The following is a 13,768-nucleotide window of genomic DNA, read 5'->3' as shown; positions in this document are numbered from 1 at the left end:
ATGTCGGGGAAACAGCCAGTTGAGGTACTGCTTCGCCCAGCGGTGGAGCTATATACCGTCGCGGCGTGTGCAGGCGCCGCGTTTCTGTCCCTGGTGGCACCCTGGTCGCTCGCGCTGAGCCCCGCCATGGGCGTCGGCAGCGCGCTGGCGTTCGGGGCCTACGGCGCCATCCGCTACCGCGATGCCCGGGTCATCCTGCGCTACCGGCGCAACATCCGCCGCCTGCCGCGCTACGTGATGACCAGCAGGGACGTGCCGGTCAGCCAGCAGCGGCTGTTCGTGGGGCGTGGGTTCTTGTGGGAGCAGAAGCATACCCATAGGCTCATGCAGACGTACCGGCCGGAGTTCCGCCGCTACGCCGAGCCGACACCGGCCTACCGGCTGGCGCGTCGCCTGGAAGAACGGCTGGAGTTCGCCCCGTTCCCGCTGTCCCGGCTGCCTGCGCTCACCGGCTGGGACGTGCCTTTCAACCCGGTGCGGCCGCTGCCGCCTGTTGGCGGCCTGCCGCGCCTGCACGGCATCGAACCCGACGAGGTGGACGTCAGCCTGCCGCTGGGCGAGCGCGTCGGGCACTCGCTGGTGCTGGGCACTACGCGCGTAGGCAAGACGCGACTGGCCGAGTTGTTCGTGACCCAGGACATCCGGCGCAAGAACGCCGCGGACGAGCACGAGGTCGTGATCGTCATCGATCCCAAGGGGGACGCGGACCTGCTCAAGCGGATGTACGTCGAGGCCAAGCGAGCGGGCCGCGAGCGCGAGTTCTACGTCTTCCATTTGGGCTGGCCGGACATTTCCGCGCGCTACAACGCCGTGGGCCGCTTCGGCCGCATCAGCGAGGTGGCCACCCGCGTCGCGGGGCAGCTTTCCGGCGAAGGCAACTCAGCCGCCTTCCGAGAGTTTGCGTGGCGATTCGTCAACATCATCGCCCGCGCCCTGGTGGAGCTGGGACAGCGGCCCGACTACATGCTGATCCAGCGGCACGTCATCAACATCGACGCGCTGTTCATCGAGTACGCCCAGCACTACTTCGCCAAGACGGAGCCCAAGGCCTGGGAGGTGATCGTCCAGATCGAGGCCAAGCTCAACGAGAAGAACATCCCGCGCAACATGATCGGGCGCGAGAAGCGCGTGGTGGCGCTGGAGCAGTACCTCTCGCAGGCGCGCAACTACGACCCGGTGCTGGATGGCCTGCGCTCGGCGGTTCGCTACGACAAGACGTACTTCGACAAGATCGTCGCATCGCTGCTTCCGCTGCTGGAGAAGCTGACAAGCGGCAAGATCGCCCAGCTCCTGGCCCCGAACTATTCCGACCTGACCGACCCGCGCCCGATCTTCGACTGGATGCAGATCATCCGTAAGAGGGCCATCGTCTATGTGGGCCTGGACGCGCTGTCCGACGCCGAGGTCGCCGCAGCGGTGGGCAACTCGATGTTCAGCGATCTCGTGTCGGTCGCCGGGCACATCTACAAGCACGGGATCGACGATGGCCTGCCGGGAGCATCGGCCGGTGCGCGCGTGCCGATCAATGTCCATGCCGACGAGTTCAACGAGTTGATGGGCGACGAGTTCATCCCGCTCATCAACAAAGGCGGCGGTGCCGGCCTGCAAGTCACGGCCTACACGCAGACCCTCTCGGACATCGAGGCCCGCATCGGCAACCGCGCCAAGGCCGGTCAGGTGATCGGAAATTTCAACAATTTGTTCATGCTAAGGGTCAGGGAGACCGCGACGGCCGAACTCCTAACGAGGCAGTTGCCGAAGGTCGAGGTCTATACGACCACCATCGTGAGCGGCGCGACCGACAGCTCGGACATTCGCGGGGCGACGGATTTCACGTCGAACACCCAGGACCGCATCAGCATGTCCAGCGTGCCGATGATCGAGCCGTCGCATGTCGTCGGCCTGCCCAAGGGCCAGTGCTTCGCGCTGCTGCAGGGCGGCCAGCTTTGGAAAGTGCGCATGCCGCTGCCGGCGCCGGACCCGGACGAGGTGATGCCGGCAGACTTGCAGCAACTGGCCGGGTATATGCGCCAGAGCTACAGCGAAGCGACGCAGTGGTGGGAGTTCACCAGCTCCCCGGCCTTGCAGGAGACAGGCCTGCCCGACGACCTGCTGGATGACGCCGCTCCGGCCGAACCTCCCGCGGTGGCCACCGTCAGCGACGATGGCGCCGGCAACGAGGCCTCGCAATGAAGGACGCCGCCTCGACTGCGCAGAGGGAGCAGAACCAGCGCCAGGGCCTGATCGTCGGCACCATCACCTTGCCGTTCCGGCTGCTCGGGGTACTGATCGGCTCGCTGCTGTTCTCGATCGTCGTGGAGTGCGTCGGCATGCACCTGTTCTGGAAGGACCAGGGCTGGCGGCACTCGCAGGAGATGTTGCAGTACGAACTGGGGCACCTGTCCAGCCACTTCACGCGCAGCGTGGTCGTGCAGGAGCCGGGGCGCACGGCGCACGAGCTGGTGGACACCGGCTACGAATGGGTATTCGTGCGCTCCGGTCTGCTGGAACGCATGAGCCAGACCGCCGGACGCGCCCGCGCTCCCAGCCAGGGACAGACGCACAATTTCCGCTACTACATCAGCCAGGTTTATGTCTGGACCGAGAGCTACCTGATCGCCGCTGCTTTCACGACGCTCACGTTCCTGGTGCGCCTTCTGATCCTGGTGCTCACGCTGCCGCTGATCTTCACCGCGGCGTTTGTCGGGCTGATCGACGGCCTGGTGCGGCGCGACGTGCGCCGGTTCGGCGCGGGCCGGGAATCCGGCTTCATCTACCACCGTGCGAAGGCGAGCCTGATGCCGCTGGCCGTGCTGCCCTGGGTCACGTACCTCGCGCTGCCGATCTCGGTGCATCCGCTGCTGATCCTGCTGCCGAGCGCCGCCTTGCTGGGGCTGGCGGTCTCCCTGACCGCGGGGAGCTTCAAGAAGTACCTCTAGGTCATCAATCCGGGCATGCGCGAGTTCCTATTGTTTGCGGCCTAAAAGGCCCTCGCTGCCCACGATCAAGCCATTGCTGATCACACAGGAATGGCGCGATGTTGGCTCCGATCTGGCAGCGTGCCGCGCATCGCGGCGTGCCCATCTTTCTCGTGACGGCCCTGCTGGGTCAGTCCCCGATGGCGTTGGCCGAATCCCCCGCACAGCGCCAGGAGCTGGTCGCCGCGCTGCGCCAGCTCGACGCGCTGGAGCGCTCCGTCGCCGACAGCGCCGCGCATGCCCCCGTCCAGCCGGGCGAGCGCTACCACTTCGACTACCCGCGGCTGCTGGCTGACCTGGCGCGCGTGCGCGCCGGCATCCAGGCCCATCTCGCACCGTCGCGTGCCCAGCCGCGCGATCCCTCCGAACTGGCCGGCGACTACCGCGCCGAGCGGGCCGCTTCGCCATCGCCGACGGCGACTGCGGAAGGCAAGCCATGAACGGTGCCCAAATCTCGGCATTTCAAGCCAATAGCGGCATTGCGCCTTCCGCGATGGCGACCGTGCTGATCGGCGTCGTGTTCGCGGTGCTCCTCGTGTGGGGCGTTTGGGCCATCCGCACGGCCTATGTCGGCTGGGCCGAGAACCGACTCAACCAGCGCCAGTTTCTCGGCGTCGTCGTCCGCTTCCTGGCGATGTACCTCGTGCTGACTTTTTTCCTCCTCTCCTGACCCTGAAGGGACTGACTATGCAAACCATCCTCACTTCCCGCATCGCCCAACGCATCGCCGTGGCGCTGGCCTTCGCCACGCCTCCGGTTCTGTCGTATCCGCAAGGCTTGCCGCAGTTGGAGAACCCGACCCGTGGCACCGGCAACGGCATCATGGAGACCATCCGCAATTACGGCTACGACATCATCATGCTGGTGGCCCTGCTGGTGGTGGCCTCCATGTTCATCGGCGTCTGCTATCACGCCTACGGGACCTACGCGGAGATCCATACCGGCCGCAAGACCTGGGGCCAGTTCGGCCTCACCGTCGCGATCGGTGCCGTGCTGCTCGTAATTGGCATCTGGCTACTCACCGAAGCCACCGGCATCCTGTAAGGCGAGGCCGGTATGTCCGAGCAGCAGCACGTCCGTGCGGACGGGACGGTCACGTTCCTTCCGCACCGGCTCAACCGTCATCCCGTTGTCGTGCGCGGCCTCACCGCCGACGAGCTGTGGATCTGCTGCGGCCTGTCCGGTGCCGCCGGCCTGCTGGTCGGTGCCCCGTTGTCCTGGGTGTTCCGCACCATCGCCATCGCGCCGACGTTCGTTGTCCTGGGTGTGGCCCTGGGCATCTTCGTCGGCGGCGGCATCCTGCGCCGGCTCAAGCGCGGACGTCCCGACACCTGGCTGTATCGGCAACTGCAATGGCGAATCGCCACTCGCCATCCACTGATGGCCGGCTGGGTGAGCGGCCATGCGCTGATCTCGCGCTCGGGCTTCTGGACCACACGCAGGAGCACGCAATGAGCCGTTTCAAGAACGAAATTTCGCACCTGCAGGCGCACATCAAGACGCTCCGCCTGGGCGCTGGGGCTCTGGTCGTCGTCGCCCTGGTCATGGGCGCCGGCTGGTGGAGCGCCCCGCGCGACCTGACCATCCACGTCCCGCCCGACCTGCGCTCCGGCAGTACCCGCAAATGGTGGGAGGTACCGCCCGAATCGGTCTATGCGTTCACGTTCTACGTGTTCCAGACGCTGAACCGCTGGCCGACGAATGGCGAAGAGGACTACGCACGCAACCTCCACACGCTCTCGCCGTACCTCACCCCGTCCTGCCAGGCCTTCCTGCGCGCGGACTACGACTACCGCCGCAGCACGGGCGAGCTGCGCCAGCGCGTGCGCGGCATCTACGAAATCCCCGGCCGCGGCTACGGCGACGACCCCACGGCGCGCGTGCGCGTGGTCTCCGAGCGCGACTGGGTGGTGACGCTCGACATCACCGCCGACGAGTACTACGGCGCCGAGCAGGTCAAGCGCGCTCTCGTGCGCTACCCGGTGAAAGTCACGCGGGTGGACATCGATCCCGCCCGCAACCCCTTCGGCCTGGCGCTTGACTGCTACGACGGTGCGCCCCAGCGCATCAGCGCCCCGGAGCCGACGCGCCCGGCGCCTGGCGGCCTGTCTCCGCAAGCGCCCCAAGGAGGAAACACCCCATGAAGCATCCTGTACTCGTGCTGCTGGGGCTGCTGGCCGCGGCCGCGGCACCCGTCTCCCATGCTGTGGAGATTCTGCGCTGGGAACGCATGCCGCTCGCGGTGCCGCTGAAGGTGGGCCAGGAGCGCATCGTGTTCATCGACCGGAACGTCCGCGTGGGCGTGCCTGCGGGCGTGGGCGAACGCCTGCGCGTGCAGAGCGCGGGGGGCGCGGTGTACCTGCGCGCCAGCGAGCCGATCGAGCCCACGCGGCTGCAATTGCAGGACGCCGACACGGGCGCGCTGATCCTGCTCGACATCGCGGCCGAGCCGCCCAAGGACGGCGAAGCCGAGCTGGAGCCGGTGCGCATCGTCGAGGGCAGCAGCACCCCGGCGCGCTATGGCGATCAGCCAGGCGGTGCCGATGAGGCCCCGGCACGCGCCCAGGATCAGGCAGGTACGCGGGCAGCGCGGCGCGAGACGCCGGTTTCGGTCGTCCTGACGCGCTTCGCCGCGCAGAACCTCTACGCGCCGCTGCGCACCGTGGAGCCGCTGCCCGGCGTCATGCGGGTGAACCTGCGCCGTGGCCTCGACCTCGGCACGCTGATGCCGACGCTGCCGGTGCGCGCGGTCGCGCTCGCGTCGTGGCGTCTGAAAGACCAGTGGGTCACCGCCGTGCGTCTGACCAACAGCAGCAGCGGCTGGGTCACGCTCGACCCGCGCGTGCTGCAAGGCGATTTCCTCACCGCCACCTTCCAGCACGAAGCACTCGGCCCCCGCGGGACGCCCGAGGACACGACCGTCCTGTACCTGGTAACGGGGGGGCACGGCCTCGCGCAATCGCTGCTGCCGGCGATCCACCGCTTCGATCCGGCTGTGCACCTGCCGCAGCCGGACGCTGAAGCCGACGACGGCAAGGAGGCTCGCCATGCGCAGTAACGGCTTGCTCAAGTGGCTGATGATCCCGGTTGCCTTGCTGGTGCTGTTCGTTGCCATCCGGCTGTTCTCCGGCGGAAGCACGTCGGCACCGCCCACCGCGGATGCCGGTTCCAAGCTCACGCCCGAGGAAATGAAGGCGTTGGGCATCGAAGGCGACACCCCGCGCGATACCGTGGCAACGCTCGTCGCCCAGGTGAAGCAGTTGCGCACCGAGCTTCAGACCGCGCTGACCGACAACAAGTCGCAGCGCGAGGAAAACCAGCGGCTGCGCCAGCGCGAGAACTCCATCGACCAGCGCATCAATTCGGCCCTCGAATCCGAGCGCTCCAACCTGCGCCGCGACCAGGAACAGGCGGCCAGCGCGCGCCAGCAGACCGAGGGGCTGCTCGCCGACCTGCAGCGGCGTCTGGACAGCATCGGCGGGCGCGGCGGCGGCCATGCCGATCTGCCCGTGGGCCTGGGGCTGCGCGATGGCGACGAGGCCGGCATGGAAGGCGGCATGCGCTGGGTCGAGCCGGACGACGCGAAGAAGACCGAGGGACGCAACGGCAGTCGTGGCGCGGGCAGCGGCATGAGCTTCCCGACGAGCTTCGGCCCGGCACAAAGCACGCTGGAAACGAGCGCGGAAACCGTGGCGAACGCTGGCGCACGTGCGGCAGGCGTCAAGAGCGCCAAGCCGGTCTATACCGTGCCAACCAACTCGACGCTGATGGGGTCGGTCGCGATGACGGCGCTGATCGGTCGTGTTCCGATCGACGGGACGGTGAACGATCCGTACCCCTTCAAGGTACTGGTCGGGCCGGACAACCTGACGGCCAATGGCATCGACATTCCCGACGTAGCAGGTGCCGTGTTCAGCGGAACCGCATCGGGCGACTGGACGCTTTCGTGCGTGCGCGGTCAGGTGCGCAGCATCACCTTCGTCTTCCACGACGGCACGATCCGCACCATTCCCGAAGACCGCGACGGCAACCAGCAGAACAACCAGCAGCGCGACGGCCTGGGCTGGATCAGCGATCCGTATGGCATCCCTTGCGTCAGCGGCGAGCGGCGCAGCAACGCCCAGCAGTACCTCGGCTCGCAGGCCCTGATCACCGCGGCCGGTGCCGGTGTGGCCTCGCTGATCGACAGCGACAGCGGCCAGATGTCCTACGTGGGCGCCGACGGTTCCATCGGCAGCGTCGGCATCTCGGGCAACGAGGCCGTGGGCCGCATCCTGGCCGGTGGCGTGCGCGACATGGCGGACTGGGTGAACAAGCTGTACGGGCAGGCGTTCGCGGCCGTCTATGTCCAGCCCGGCGCGAAGGTCGCCGTCCACCTCGAAAAACCGCTCGCCATCGACTTCGATCCCGAAGGCCGCAAGGTCGATCACCGCGCAGGAGAAAGCCATGCTCTCGAACTTGAATAGGGGCCTGGCGCTGGCCCTCGCCGTCGCGGTGCTCGGCGGCTGCGCCACCAGCAAGGAAAAGCTGCTGCCCCACGGCGACAGCACGATGATGGACATCTGGCAGCAGAACGCCGGCGACGGCGGCGGGAGCGCCGGCCAGGCGGCACGCCGGCAGTTGCTCGACGCGCGCCAGAGCCTGCGCCGGCCGCTGACCGAGGCCGACGTGCAGGCCGCGCCCGCCGAGCAGACGCGCTACACGCGCACCGCACGCAACGAGGTCTATCGCCAGTTCCACCGGCTGCCGAATCCCGATCTCGTCATGTACGTGTATCCGCACCTGGCGGGCTCGGACCCTGTACCTGTGCCGGGCTACACGACGGTCTTCCCCCTCTATCAGCGCGTGCAGTACGCCATGCCGGGCGAGCGCGTGGAGGACTACTGATGCGCTGGAAACTTCCCTGGCCAAAGCTGGCCGCATCCGGCATCGGCGACGAAGAGAAGCCGGACGGCTGGCAGCGCCATGTCCAGGCCTTGCACCAGGCCGGCATCCCCGAACCCGGCACAGCGGTCCAGGACCGCAGGCCGGCGACGGTAGCCGACGAGCAGGCGCTGTACGACGTCGCGCCGTCGTTCGCGGAACTGCTGCCTTGGGTGGAGTTTCTGCCGCAGTCGAAGTCCATGCTGCTGGAGGATGGGCAGTCGGTCGCTGCCTTCTACGAGCTGGTGCCGCTGGGCACCGAGGGCCGGGAACCCGGCTGGCTCGCGCATGCCCGCGATGCCTTGGAGAACGCGCTCCAGGACTCGTTCGATGAGCTGGACGAAAACCCCTGGGTGCTCCAGCTCTACGCCCAGGACGAGCCCAGCTTCGACCAGTACATGCAGACCCTGCGCGACTATGTGCAGCCGCGCGCCCGCGATACCGCGTTCACCGAGTTCTACCTGCGCTTCTTCGGCCACCATCTGCGCGCGGTCGCCAAGCCGGGCGGCCTGTTCGAGGACACGGTGGTCACGCGGCTGCGCTGGCGCGGCCAGACGCGGCGGGTGCGCATGGTGATCTATCGCCGTGCCACCGGGCAGGCAAGCCGCCGCGGCCAGACACCCGAGCAGATGCTGAACATCGTCTGCGACCGCCTGTGCGGCGGCTTGGCGAACGCCGGCATCCAGGCACGGCGCATGGTCGCAGCCGACGTCCACGACTGGCTGCTGCGGTGGTTCAATCCGCGCCCCGCGATGCTCGGGCCGAGTGCAGAGGACCGGGAGCGCTTCTACGCGCTGGCGCGCTACCCCGACGAGGCCGAGGAAGGCGAAATCGAGCTGGCGAGCGGGCGGGATTTCAGCCAGCGGTTGTTCTTCGGCCAGCCACGCTCCGACGTGGAGCACGGCACCTGGTACTTCGACGGCATGCCGCACCGTGTGCTGATCACCGACCGGCTCCGCATGCCGCCCGCCACGGGTCACCTGACGGGCGAAACCCGCAAGGGCGATGCGATCAACACCCTGTTTGACCAGATGCCGGAAGACACCTTGATGTGTCTCACCATGGTCGCCACACCGCAGGATGTGCTGGAAGCGGACTTGAACCACCTGGCGAAGAAGGCCGTGGGCGAGACGCTGGCGTCGGAGCAGACGCTCAAGGACGTGCAGGAGGCGCGGTCCCTGATCGGCAGCGCGCACAAGCTCTACCGGGGAACGCTGGCGTTCTACCTGCGCGGGCGCGACGAGGCGGAACTGGACCGGCGCGGCCTGGACCTGGCGAACGTGATGCTCAACGCCGGCTTGCAGCCGGTGCGCGAGGACGACGAGGTGGCGCCACTCAACAGCTACTTGCGCTGGCTGCCGTGCTGCTACAACCCCGGCCAGGATCGGCGCAGGTGGTACACCCAACTGATGTTCGCGCAGCACATCGCGAACGTATCGCCGGTGTGGGGCCGCGCCCAGGGTACCGGGCATCCCGGCATCACCGTGTTCAACCGCGGCGGCGGCCCGATCACCTTCGATCCGCTCAACCGCCTAGACCGACAGATGAACGCCCACTTGTTCCTGTTCGGCCCCACCGGCTCCGGCAAGAGCGCCACGCTCAACAACCTATTGAATCAGGTCACGGCCATCTACCGGCCAAGGCTGTTCATCGTGGAAGCCGGCAACAGCTTCGGCCTGTTCAGCGACTTCGCCAAGCGCCTGGGCCTGACCGTGAACCGGGTCAAGCTGGCCCCCGGCTCGGGCATCAGCCTGGCCCCCTTCGCCGACGCGCGCCGGCTGATCGAGACGCCCAGCGACGTGCAGACGCTCGATGCCGATGCGCTGGACGAAGACCTGCCACCGGATGTCGCGGCGATGGAGGCAGACGAGCAGCGCGACGTGCTGGGCGAACTGGAGATCACGGCACGGCTGATGATCACCGGCGGCGAGGACAAGGAAGAAGCCCGGATGACGCGGGCCGATCGCTCGCTTATCCGCCAGTGCATCCTCGACGCCGCCGAGCACTGCGTGGCCGAGAAGCGCACGGTGCTCACGCGCGACGTGCGCAATGCACTGCGCACCCGCGGCCAGGACCCAACGCTGCCCGAGATGCGCCGCGTGCGACTGCTGGAAATGGCGGATGCGATGGATATGTTCTGCCAAGGCACGGATGGCGAGATGTTTGACCGCGACGGCACACCATGGCCGGAAGCCGACATCACCCTGGTCGATCTGGCGACCTACGCCCGCGAGGGCTACAACGCACAGCTCTCCATCGCCTATATCAGCCTGATCAGCACGGTGAACAACATCGCCGAACGCGACCAGTATTTGGGGCGCCCGATCATCAATGTGACCGACGAAGGACACATCATCACGAAGAATCCGCTGCTCGCGCCCTACGTCGTGAAAATTACAAAGATGTGGAGGAAATTGGGGGCCTGGTTCTGGCTCGCGACGCAGAACATCGACGACCTGCCACGCGCCGCGGAGCCAATGCTCAACATGATCGAGTGGTGGATCTGCCTCAGCATGCCACCCGATGAAGTCGAGAAGATCGCGCGGTTCCGCGAACTCTCGCCCGCGCAGAAGGCGCTGATGCTGTCGGCCCGCAAGGAGGCGGGCAAGTTCACCGAGGGAGTCATCCTCTCCAAGAGCATGGAAGTGCTGTTCCGCGCCGTGCCGCCAAGCCTGTACCTCGCGCTTGCGCAGACCGAACCCGAAGAGAAGGCCGAGCGCTACCAGCTCATGCAGCAATACGGCTGCACCGAACTGGAAGCGGCCTTCAAGGTAGCCGAGAAGATCGACCAAGCACGCGGCATCGAGTCGCCGGCCTTGGAACTGTCGTAAGCCGGAGAACGCCATGGAACCGAAACGTCCCTCCATCCCGATGCAGGTCCAGGCGTTCCGCCGTCGCAATCGGCGGCTCCGCTGGCCTTGGGTATTGGCTGCTGCGCTGGTCGCGCTGCTGCTGATCTGGCTGGTGTCCCGGTCGCCCGGTGATTCCTCGCCACAGCCGCCCGCGCCGGCCAGCATCATGCAGCCCTCCGGCCCGCCCTGGCAGATGGGCAACCCGGAGGGTCGCTTCACGCTGACGCTCTATGCCGACCTGGAATGCCCGTTCTGCCGGGAGTACTTCCCCCAGCTCAAGCACTGGGTCGGCAACAACACCGACGTGGCGCTGCAATGGCACCACCAGCCGCTGGCCGCGCACGAGCCGGCCGCGTCGGCCGAGGCCCGCCTGGCCGAGTGCGCCGCCGAAGCAGGCGGGCATGCGGCGTTCTGGCAGGCAGTCGAATGGGTCTATGCCCATACGCGCAGCGACGGCCAGGGCTTGCCGGATGGGCTGCGCTACCCCGAATCCACACCGGCCGTCGAGCAGTGCATGGCAAGCGAACGTCCCGATGCGACCATTCGCGCCCAAGCCGCGGAAGCCACCAAGAGCGGCGTAACCGCAACGCCGTCGCTGCGCCTGCTCGATCGCCAGACGGGACAGGCCATCCTGCTGCAGGGGCCGATCGAGGGCGACGCCTTGCTGTCGGCGATGGACATGCTGGCGGCCGATAACCCGGCCAGCGATGCGGCGGCCGTGGTCACCACCCCCACATCCGAAATGCCTGCCGACGTTGTCGGCGACATGCCCAGGTAGCCCTCGGTCTTGGAGGCTACGGCTCGGCTTGCCGCGCTGACCGCTACCCGTTCGCTTCGCATCCTGGCTGCGAACAATCACCGCTGCGCGGTGGTGGATGCAACTTGCTCCGCTGTTTCCATCCCCAGGAGGGCTTGCCCTCCCAGGGTGGCGCCTTCCGTCTACATTCTGGAGGTTCGCCATGTCTCTCATCGTCAATGGCTCCTGCGTGGAGCCACGTATTGCCCCAGCGTCCCAATCTGATGACCGGATCATCCGGCAAGCCATCGCGCTGCTGGAACAGCGGATCTTCAAGAAGGGGCCATTCCTGGATGGGCCCACCGCTGTCAAGGATTACCTGCGCCTGAAATTGGTCGCCGAGCCGAACGAAATCTTCGCTGTCGTTTTCCTCAACAACAAGCACGAGGTACTCGCCTACGAACCGATGTTCAAGGGCACGATCCATTCGGCCACGGTACATGCGCGCCCGATCATGCAGCGTGCCCTGGAACTGAACGCCGCAGCCGTCATTTTTTCGCACCAACATCCTTCTGGCTGTACGGAGCCATCAAGCGCAGACTGCGCGATAACGCAAACATTGAAGACTGCCTTGGCACTGATCGATGTGAGGGTGCTGGATCACCTCATCGTCGGCCAGGGTACACCGTACTCGTTCGCGGAATCCGACATGCTGTAGCAATGACATCGGCTCCTTGATCTATGCGGAGGCTTCGGCCTCCGCTTTTTCATGGGTGGAAGACAAGCAGGTATGCGGGCAGTCCGCGATGCGCATTGTTTGTTGGGGCCGCATCGGCTTCGCGTTTGACTACTGTCCTGATCAACTTCAAGGGCACGCGACATGCCAGCATCTCTTTCCAGGTTCGCGCCGGGCTGGCGAACCCTCGGCCTGGCCGTCGCGTTGCCGGCCGCCCTGGCCGTTTTCAGCCCGGCCACCTTCGCCGCCGACGTAGTGGTCGTCACCGACAGTCGCCACCCGGTCAAGACCATGGGCGGCGAACGGCTGATCGAACTGGACGAAGCCCACCGGATTGAAGCGGAGCTTTCGGCGGGACTGTCCGCCGACTCCGAACAGGCAACAGTCATCGTCAGGCGCCGGCTCTCCAGCGGCGGTGCCGATCTCCAGCGACGCATCGCTTCCGCATACCAGGGCGTCACAGACGCATGGAGCCTGGGCATCACCGGCATCCCGGCCGTCGTCGTAGACCAACGCTACGTGGTCTACGGCGAACCGGACGTGGCTCGCGCCGTCGCGCGCATCGAGCAGTACCGGAGGAACCAGCCGTGACCCGACCATTCGACCTGTTGAGGCGCCTGCGCGCTGGCGTGGCGTCCGTGCTGCTACTCAGTGCCACCGGAAGCTACGCCCTCGACACCGCCACCGTCGTCGGCTCGGTGGCATCGCCCGACTGCCTCGAATACCGGGTCGTCGGCATCTGCTACTGGCTCTACTGCACTTGGACCGGCTGCACCGTGCGCACGTCTATCAAGGTTCGCCACTACATCCCCGATGCCGTCGTCTCCAGCTACAGCAATACCGGCGAGAACCCCTGGGTCGAAGTCCGGGCGATGAGCACGCCCAACCCATCCGCCCAAGCAGGCGGCGACGGAACCACGAACGAATACCACGAGAACGACCTCGCCAAGTTCAAGAACGCCGACGTGATCGGCCACCCTGGCGTCGAGGTGTTCAACCAGTTCGTCTCGTCGTCGGGCTACTTCTGCGAGGGCGCGGGTACGGCGTTCATGCCGTACTTGCTCAGCACGTTGGATACGCTGGCCTGGCGCTACAACGTGCCCGAGATGGCCTACCCGGAAGCGCTGGTTCCAGGCATGCGCGAGGTCGGCGCACGCACCACGATGAACCTCTGGGGCAACGTGTATCCCCGTGGCGGCTTCCTGCACCAGACCGACGACCACAAAGCTGGTGCTGTGGTGGCCCAACGTGCAGGTGATGTTGTCACGCGCCGCGGGCAGATCCACGTCTATCAGCCGCTGCTCGCCGATTCGCGGCCCGGCTACTGGCCTGCCGGCGCGCTGGTGGAGGGCGACGCATCGACCGGGAAATGGCAGGAACTCACACCCGTTCTGTCCTCGTCCTGCACGGTTTTCCCGCGTAACGATTTCCTGACCCAGTCCCAGCAAGGCGACTACGCCTGGGCATTGTGGCGGCCCTATGCCTGCTGCGAACGCAAGGGCCAGGTCTTCCTCGGCAGCGTCGATTTCAACTGAGGTGGCAC

At 66.7% G+C, this 13,768-nt stretch carries 15 protein-coding genes; all 15 read left to right on the top strand.

Annotated elements, in window-relative coordinates; genetic code table 11:
• The 15 genes from traD to MKP15_RS09760 all read left to right on the top strand — a co-directional run bounded on the left by traD (position 1) and on the right by MKP15_RS09760 (position 13,760).
• On the top strand, positions 1-2,193 hold the full coding sequence (gene traD, locus MKP15_RS09830) for a type IV conjugative transfer system coupling protein TraD (RefSeq protein WP_046934842.1): 2,193 nt from the start codon (positions 1-3) through the stop codon (positions 2,191-2,193).
• A complete protein-coding gene (locus tag MKP15_RS09825; protein WP_011347563.1) occupies positions 2,190-2,939 on the top strand; it encodes a TIGR03747 family integrating conjugative element membrane protein in 750 nt (249 codons plus the stop codon). The genes traD and MKP15_RS09825 overlap by 4 nt, the downstream gene beginning before the upstream one ends.
• A 98-nt stretch (positions 2,940-3,037) precedes the next feature.
• The gene (locus tag MKP15_RS09820; protein WP_240212589.1) at positions 3,038-3,418 is read left to right on the top strand and encodes an RAQPRD family integrative conjugative element protein; all 381 of its coding nucleotides are present in this window, start codon (positions 3,038-3,040) and stop codon (positions 3,416-3,418) included.
• Complete coding sequence (locus MKP15_RS09815) at positions 3,415-3,648, top strand: TIGR03758 family integrating conjugative element protein (RefSeq protein WP_011347561.1); 234 nt, start codon at positions 3,415-3,417, stop codon at positions 3,646-3,648. Before MKP15_RS09820 ends, MKP15_RS09815 begins: the two co-directional genes overlap by 4 nt.
• A gap of 17 nt (positions 3,649-3,665) precedes the next feature.
• On the top strand, positions 3,666-4,022 hold the full coding sequence (locus MKP15_RS09810) for a TIGR03745 family integrating conjugative element membrane protein (RefSeq protein ID WP_011347560.1): 357 nt from the start codon (positions 3,666-3,668) through the stop codon (positions 4,020-4,022).
• 12 nt (positions 4,023-4,034) lie between these two features.
• A complete protein-coding gene (locus MKP15_RS09805) occupies positions 4,035-4,433 on the top strand; it encodes a TIGR03750 family conjugal transfer protein (RefSeq protein WP_240212588.1) in 399 nt (132 codons plus the stop codon).
• The gene (locus MKP15_RS09800; protein WP_240212587.1) at positions 4,430-5,122 is read left to right on the top strand and encodes a PFL_4703 family integrating conjugative element protein; all 693 of its coding nucleotides are present in this window, start codon (positions 4,430-4,432) and stop codon (positions 5,120-5,122) included. Before MKP15_RS09805 ends, MKP15_RS09800 begins: the two co-directional genes overlap by 4 nt.
• On the top strand, positions 5,119-6,036 hold the full coding sequence (locus MKP15_RS09795) for a TIGR03749 family integrating conjugative element protein (RefSeq protein WP_240212586.1): 918 nt from the start codon (positions 5,119-5,121) through the stop codon (positions 6,034-6,036). The genes MKP15_RS09800 and MKP15_RS09795 overlap by 4 nt, the downstream gene beginning before the upstream one ends.
• The gene (locus MKP15_RS09790; RefSeq protein WP_240212585.1) at positions 6,026-7,444 is read left to right on the top strand and encodes a TIGR03752 family integrating conjugative element protein; all 1,419 of its coding nucleotides are present in this window, start codon (positions 6,026-6,028) and stop codon (positions 7,442-7,444) included. Before MKP15_RS09795 ends, MKP15_RS09790 begins: the two co-directional genes overlap by 11 nt.
• Positions 7,425-7,865 (top strand): TIGR03751 family conjugal transfer lipoprotein, encoded by a 441-nt coding sequence (locus MKP15_RS09785; RefSeq protein WP_023435212.1) that lies wholly within the window; start codon positions 7,425-7,427, stop codon positions 7,863-7,865. Before MKP15_RS09790 ends, MKP15_RS09785 begins: the two co-directional genes overlap by 20 nt.
• Positions 7,865-10,732, top strand: coding sequence for a conjugative transfer ATPase (locus MKP15_RS09780; RefSeq protein ID WP_240212584.1), 2,868 nt, complete (start codon positions 7,865-7,867; stop codon positions 10,730-10,732). The genes MKP15_RS09785 and MKP15_RS09780 overlap by 1 nt, the downstream gene beginning before the upstream one ends.
• A gap of 13 nt (positions 10,733-10,745) precedes the next feature.
• A complete protein-coding gene (locus MKP15_RS09775) occupies positions 10,746-11,531 on the top strand; it encodes a DsbA family protein (protein WP_240212583.1) in 786 nt (261 codons plus the stop codon).
• 181 nt (positions 11,532-11,712) lie between these two features.
• The gene (locus MKP15_RS09770; protein WP_205168788.1) at positions 11,713-12,207 is read left to right on the top strand and encodes a JAB domain-containing protein; all 495 of its coding nucleotides are present in this window, start codon (positions 11,713-11,715) and stop codon (positions 12,205-12,207) included.
• 162 nt (positions 12,208-12,369) lie between these two features.
• Positions 12,370-12,816 carry a TIGR03757 family integrating conjugative element protein gene (locus MKP15_RS09765; RefSeq protein WP_205168786.1) on the top strand — a complete coding sequence of 149 codons (447 nt, stop codon included), beginning with the start codon at positions 12,370-12,372 and terminating at the stop codon, positions 12,814-12,816.
• Positions 12,813-13,760: a TIGR03756 family integrating conjugative element protein gene (locus MKP15_RS09760; RefSeq protein ID WP_240212582.1), complete on the top strand. Its 948-nt coding sequence runs from the start codon at positions 12,813-12,815 to the stop codon at positions 13,758-13,760. The genes MKP15_RS09765 and MKP15_RS09760 overlap by 4 nt, the downstream gene beginning before the upstream one ends.
• Positions 13,761-13,768 lie beyond the last annotated feature (8 nt).

It is taken from the genome of Stenotrophomonas sp. Y6, assembly GCF_022436665.1.
In the GTDB taxonomy this organism is placed as follows: Bacteria; Pseudomonadota; Gammaproteobacteria; order Xanthomonadales; family Xanthomonadaceae; genus Stenotrophomonas; species Stenotrophomonas acidaminiphila_A.
This window is presented reverse-complemented; position numbering and strand designations above follow the sequence as displayed.

What these genes read in the sequence shown, in the direction of transcription:
- traD (WP_046934842.1), top strand. Translation starts at nt 1, where the DNA reads ATGTCGGGGAAACAGCCAGTTGAGGTACTGCTTCGCCCAGCGGTGGAG.
- MKP15_RS09825 (WP_011347563.1), top strand. Translation starts at nt 2,190, where the DNA reads ATGAAGGACGCCGCCTCGACTGCGCAGAGGGAGCAGAACCAGCGCCAG.
- MKP15_RS09820 (WP_240212589.1), top strand. Translation starts at nt 3,038, where the DNA reads ATGTTGGCTCCGATCTGGCAGCGTGCCGCGCATCGCGGCGTGCCCATC.
- MKP15_RS09815 (WP_011347561.1), top strand. Translation starts at nt 3,415, where the DNA reads ATGAACGGTGCCCAAATCTCGGCATTTCAAGCCAATAGCGGCATTGCG.
- MKP15_RS09810 (WP_011347560.1), top strand. Translation starts at nt 3,666, where the DNA reads ATGCAAACCATCCTCACTTCCCGCATCGCCCAACGCATCGCCGTGGCG.
- MKP15_RS09805 (WP_240212588.1), top strand. Translation starts at nt 4,035, where the DNA reads ATGTCCGAGCAGCAGCACGTCCGTGCGGACGGGACGGTCACGTTCCTT.
- MKP15_RS09800 (WP_240212587.1), top strand. Translation starts at nt 4,430, where the DNA reads ATGAGCCGTTTCAAGAACGAAATTTCGCACCTGCAGGCGCACATCAAG.
- MKP15_RS09795 (WP_240212586.1), top strand. Translation starts at nt 5,119, where the DNA reads ATGAAGCATCCTGTACTCGTGCTGCTGGGGCTGCTGGCCGCGGCCGCG.
- MKP15_RS09790 (WP_240212585.1), top strand. Translation starts at nt 6,026, where the DNA reads ATGCGCAGTAACGGCTTGCTCAAGTGGCTGATGATCCCGGTTGCCTTG.
- MKP15_RS09785 (WP_023435212.1), top strand. Translation starts at nt 7,425, where the DNA reads ATGCTCTCGAACTTGAATAGGGGCCTGGCGCTGGCCCTCGCCGTCGCG.
- MKP15_RS09780 (WP_240212584.1), top strand. Translation starts at nt 7,865, where the DNA reads ATGCGCTGGAAACTTCCCTGGCCAAAGCTGGCCGCATCCGGCATCGGC.
- MKP15_RS09775 (WP_240212583.1), top strand. Translation starts at nt 10,746, where the DNA reads ATGGAACCGAAACGTCCCTCCATCCCGATGCAGGTCCAGGCGTTCCGC.
- MKP15_RS09770 (WP_205168788.1), top strand. Translation starts at nt 11,713, where the DNA reads ATGTCTCTCATCGTCAATGGCTCCTGCGTGGAGCCACGTATTGCCCCA.
- MKP15_RS09765 (WP_205168786.1), top strand. Translation starts at nt 12,370, where the DNA reads ATGCCAGCATCTCTTTCCAGGTTCGCGCCGGGCTGGCGAACCCTCGGC.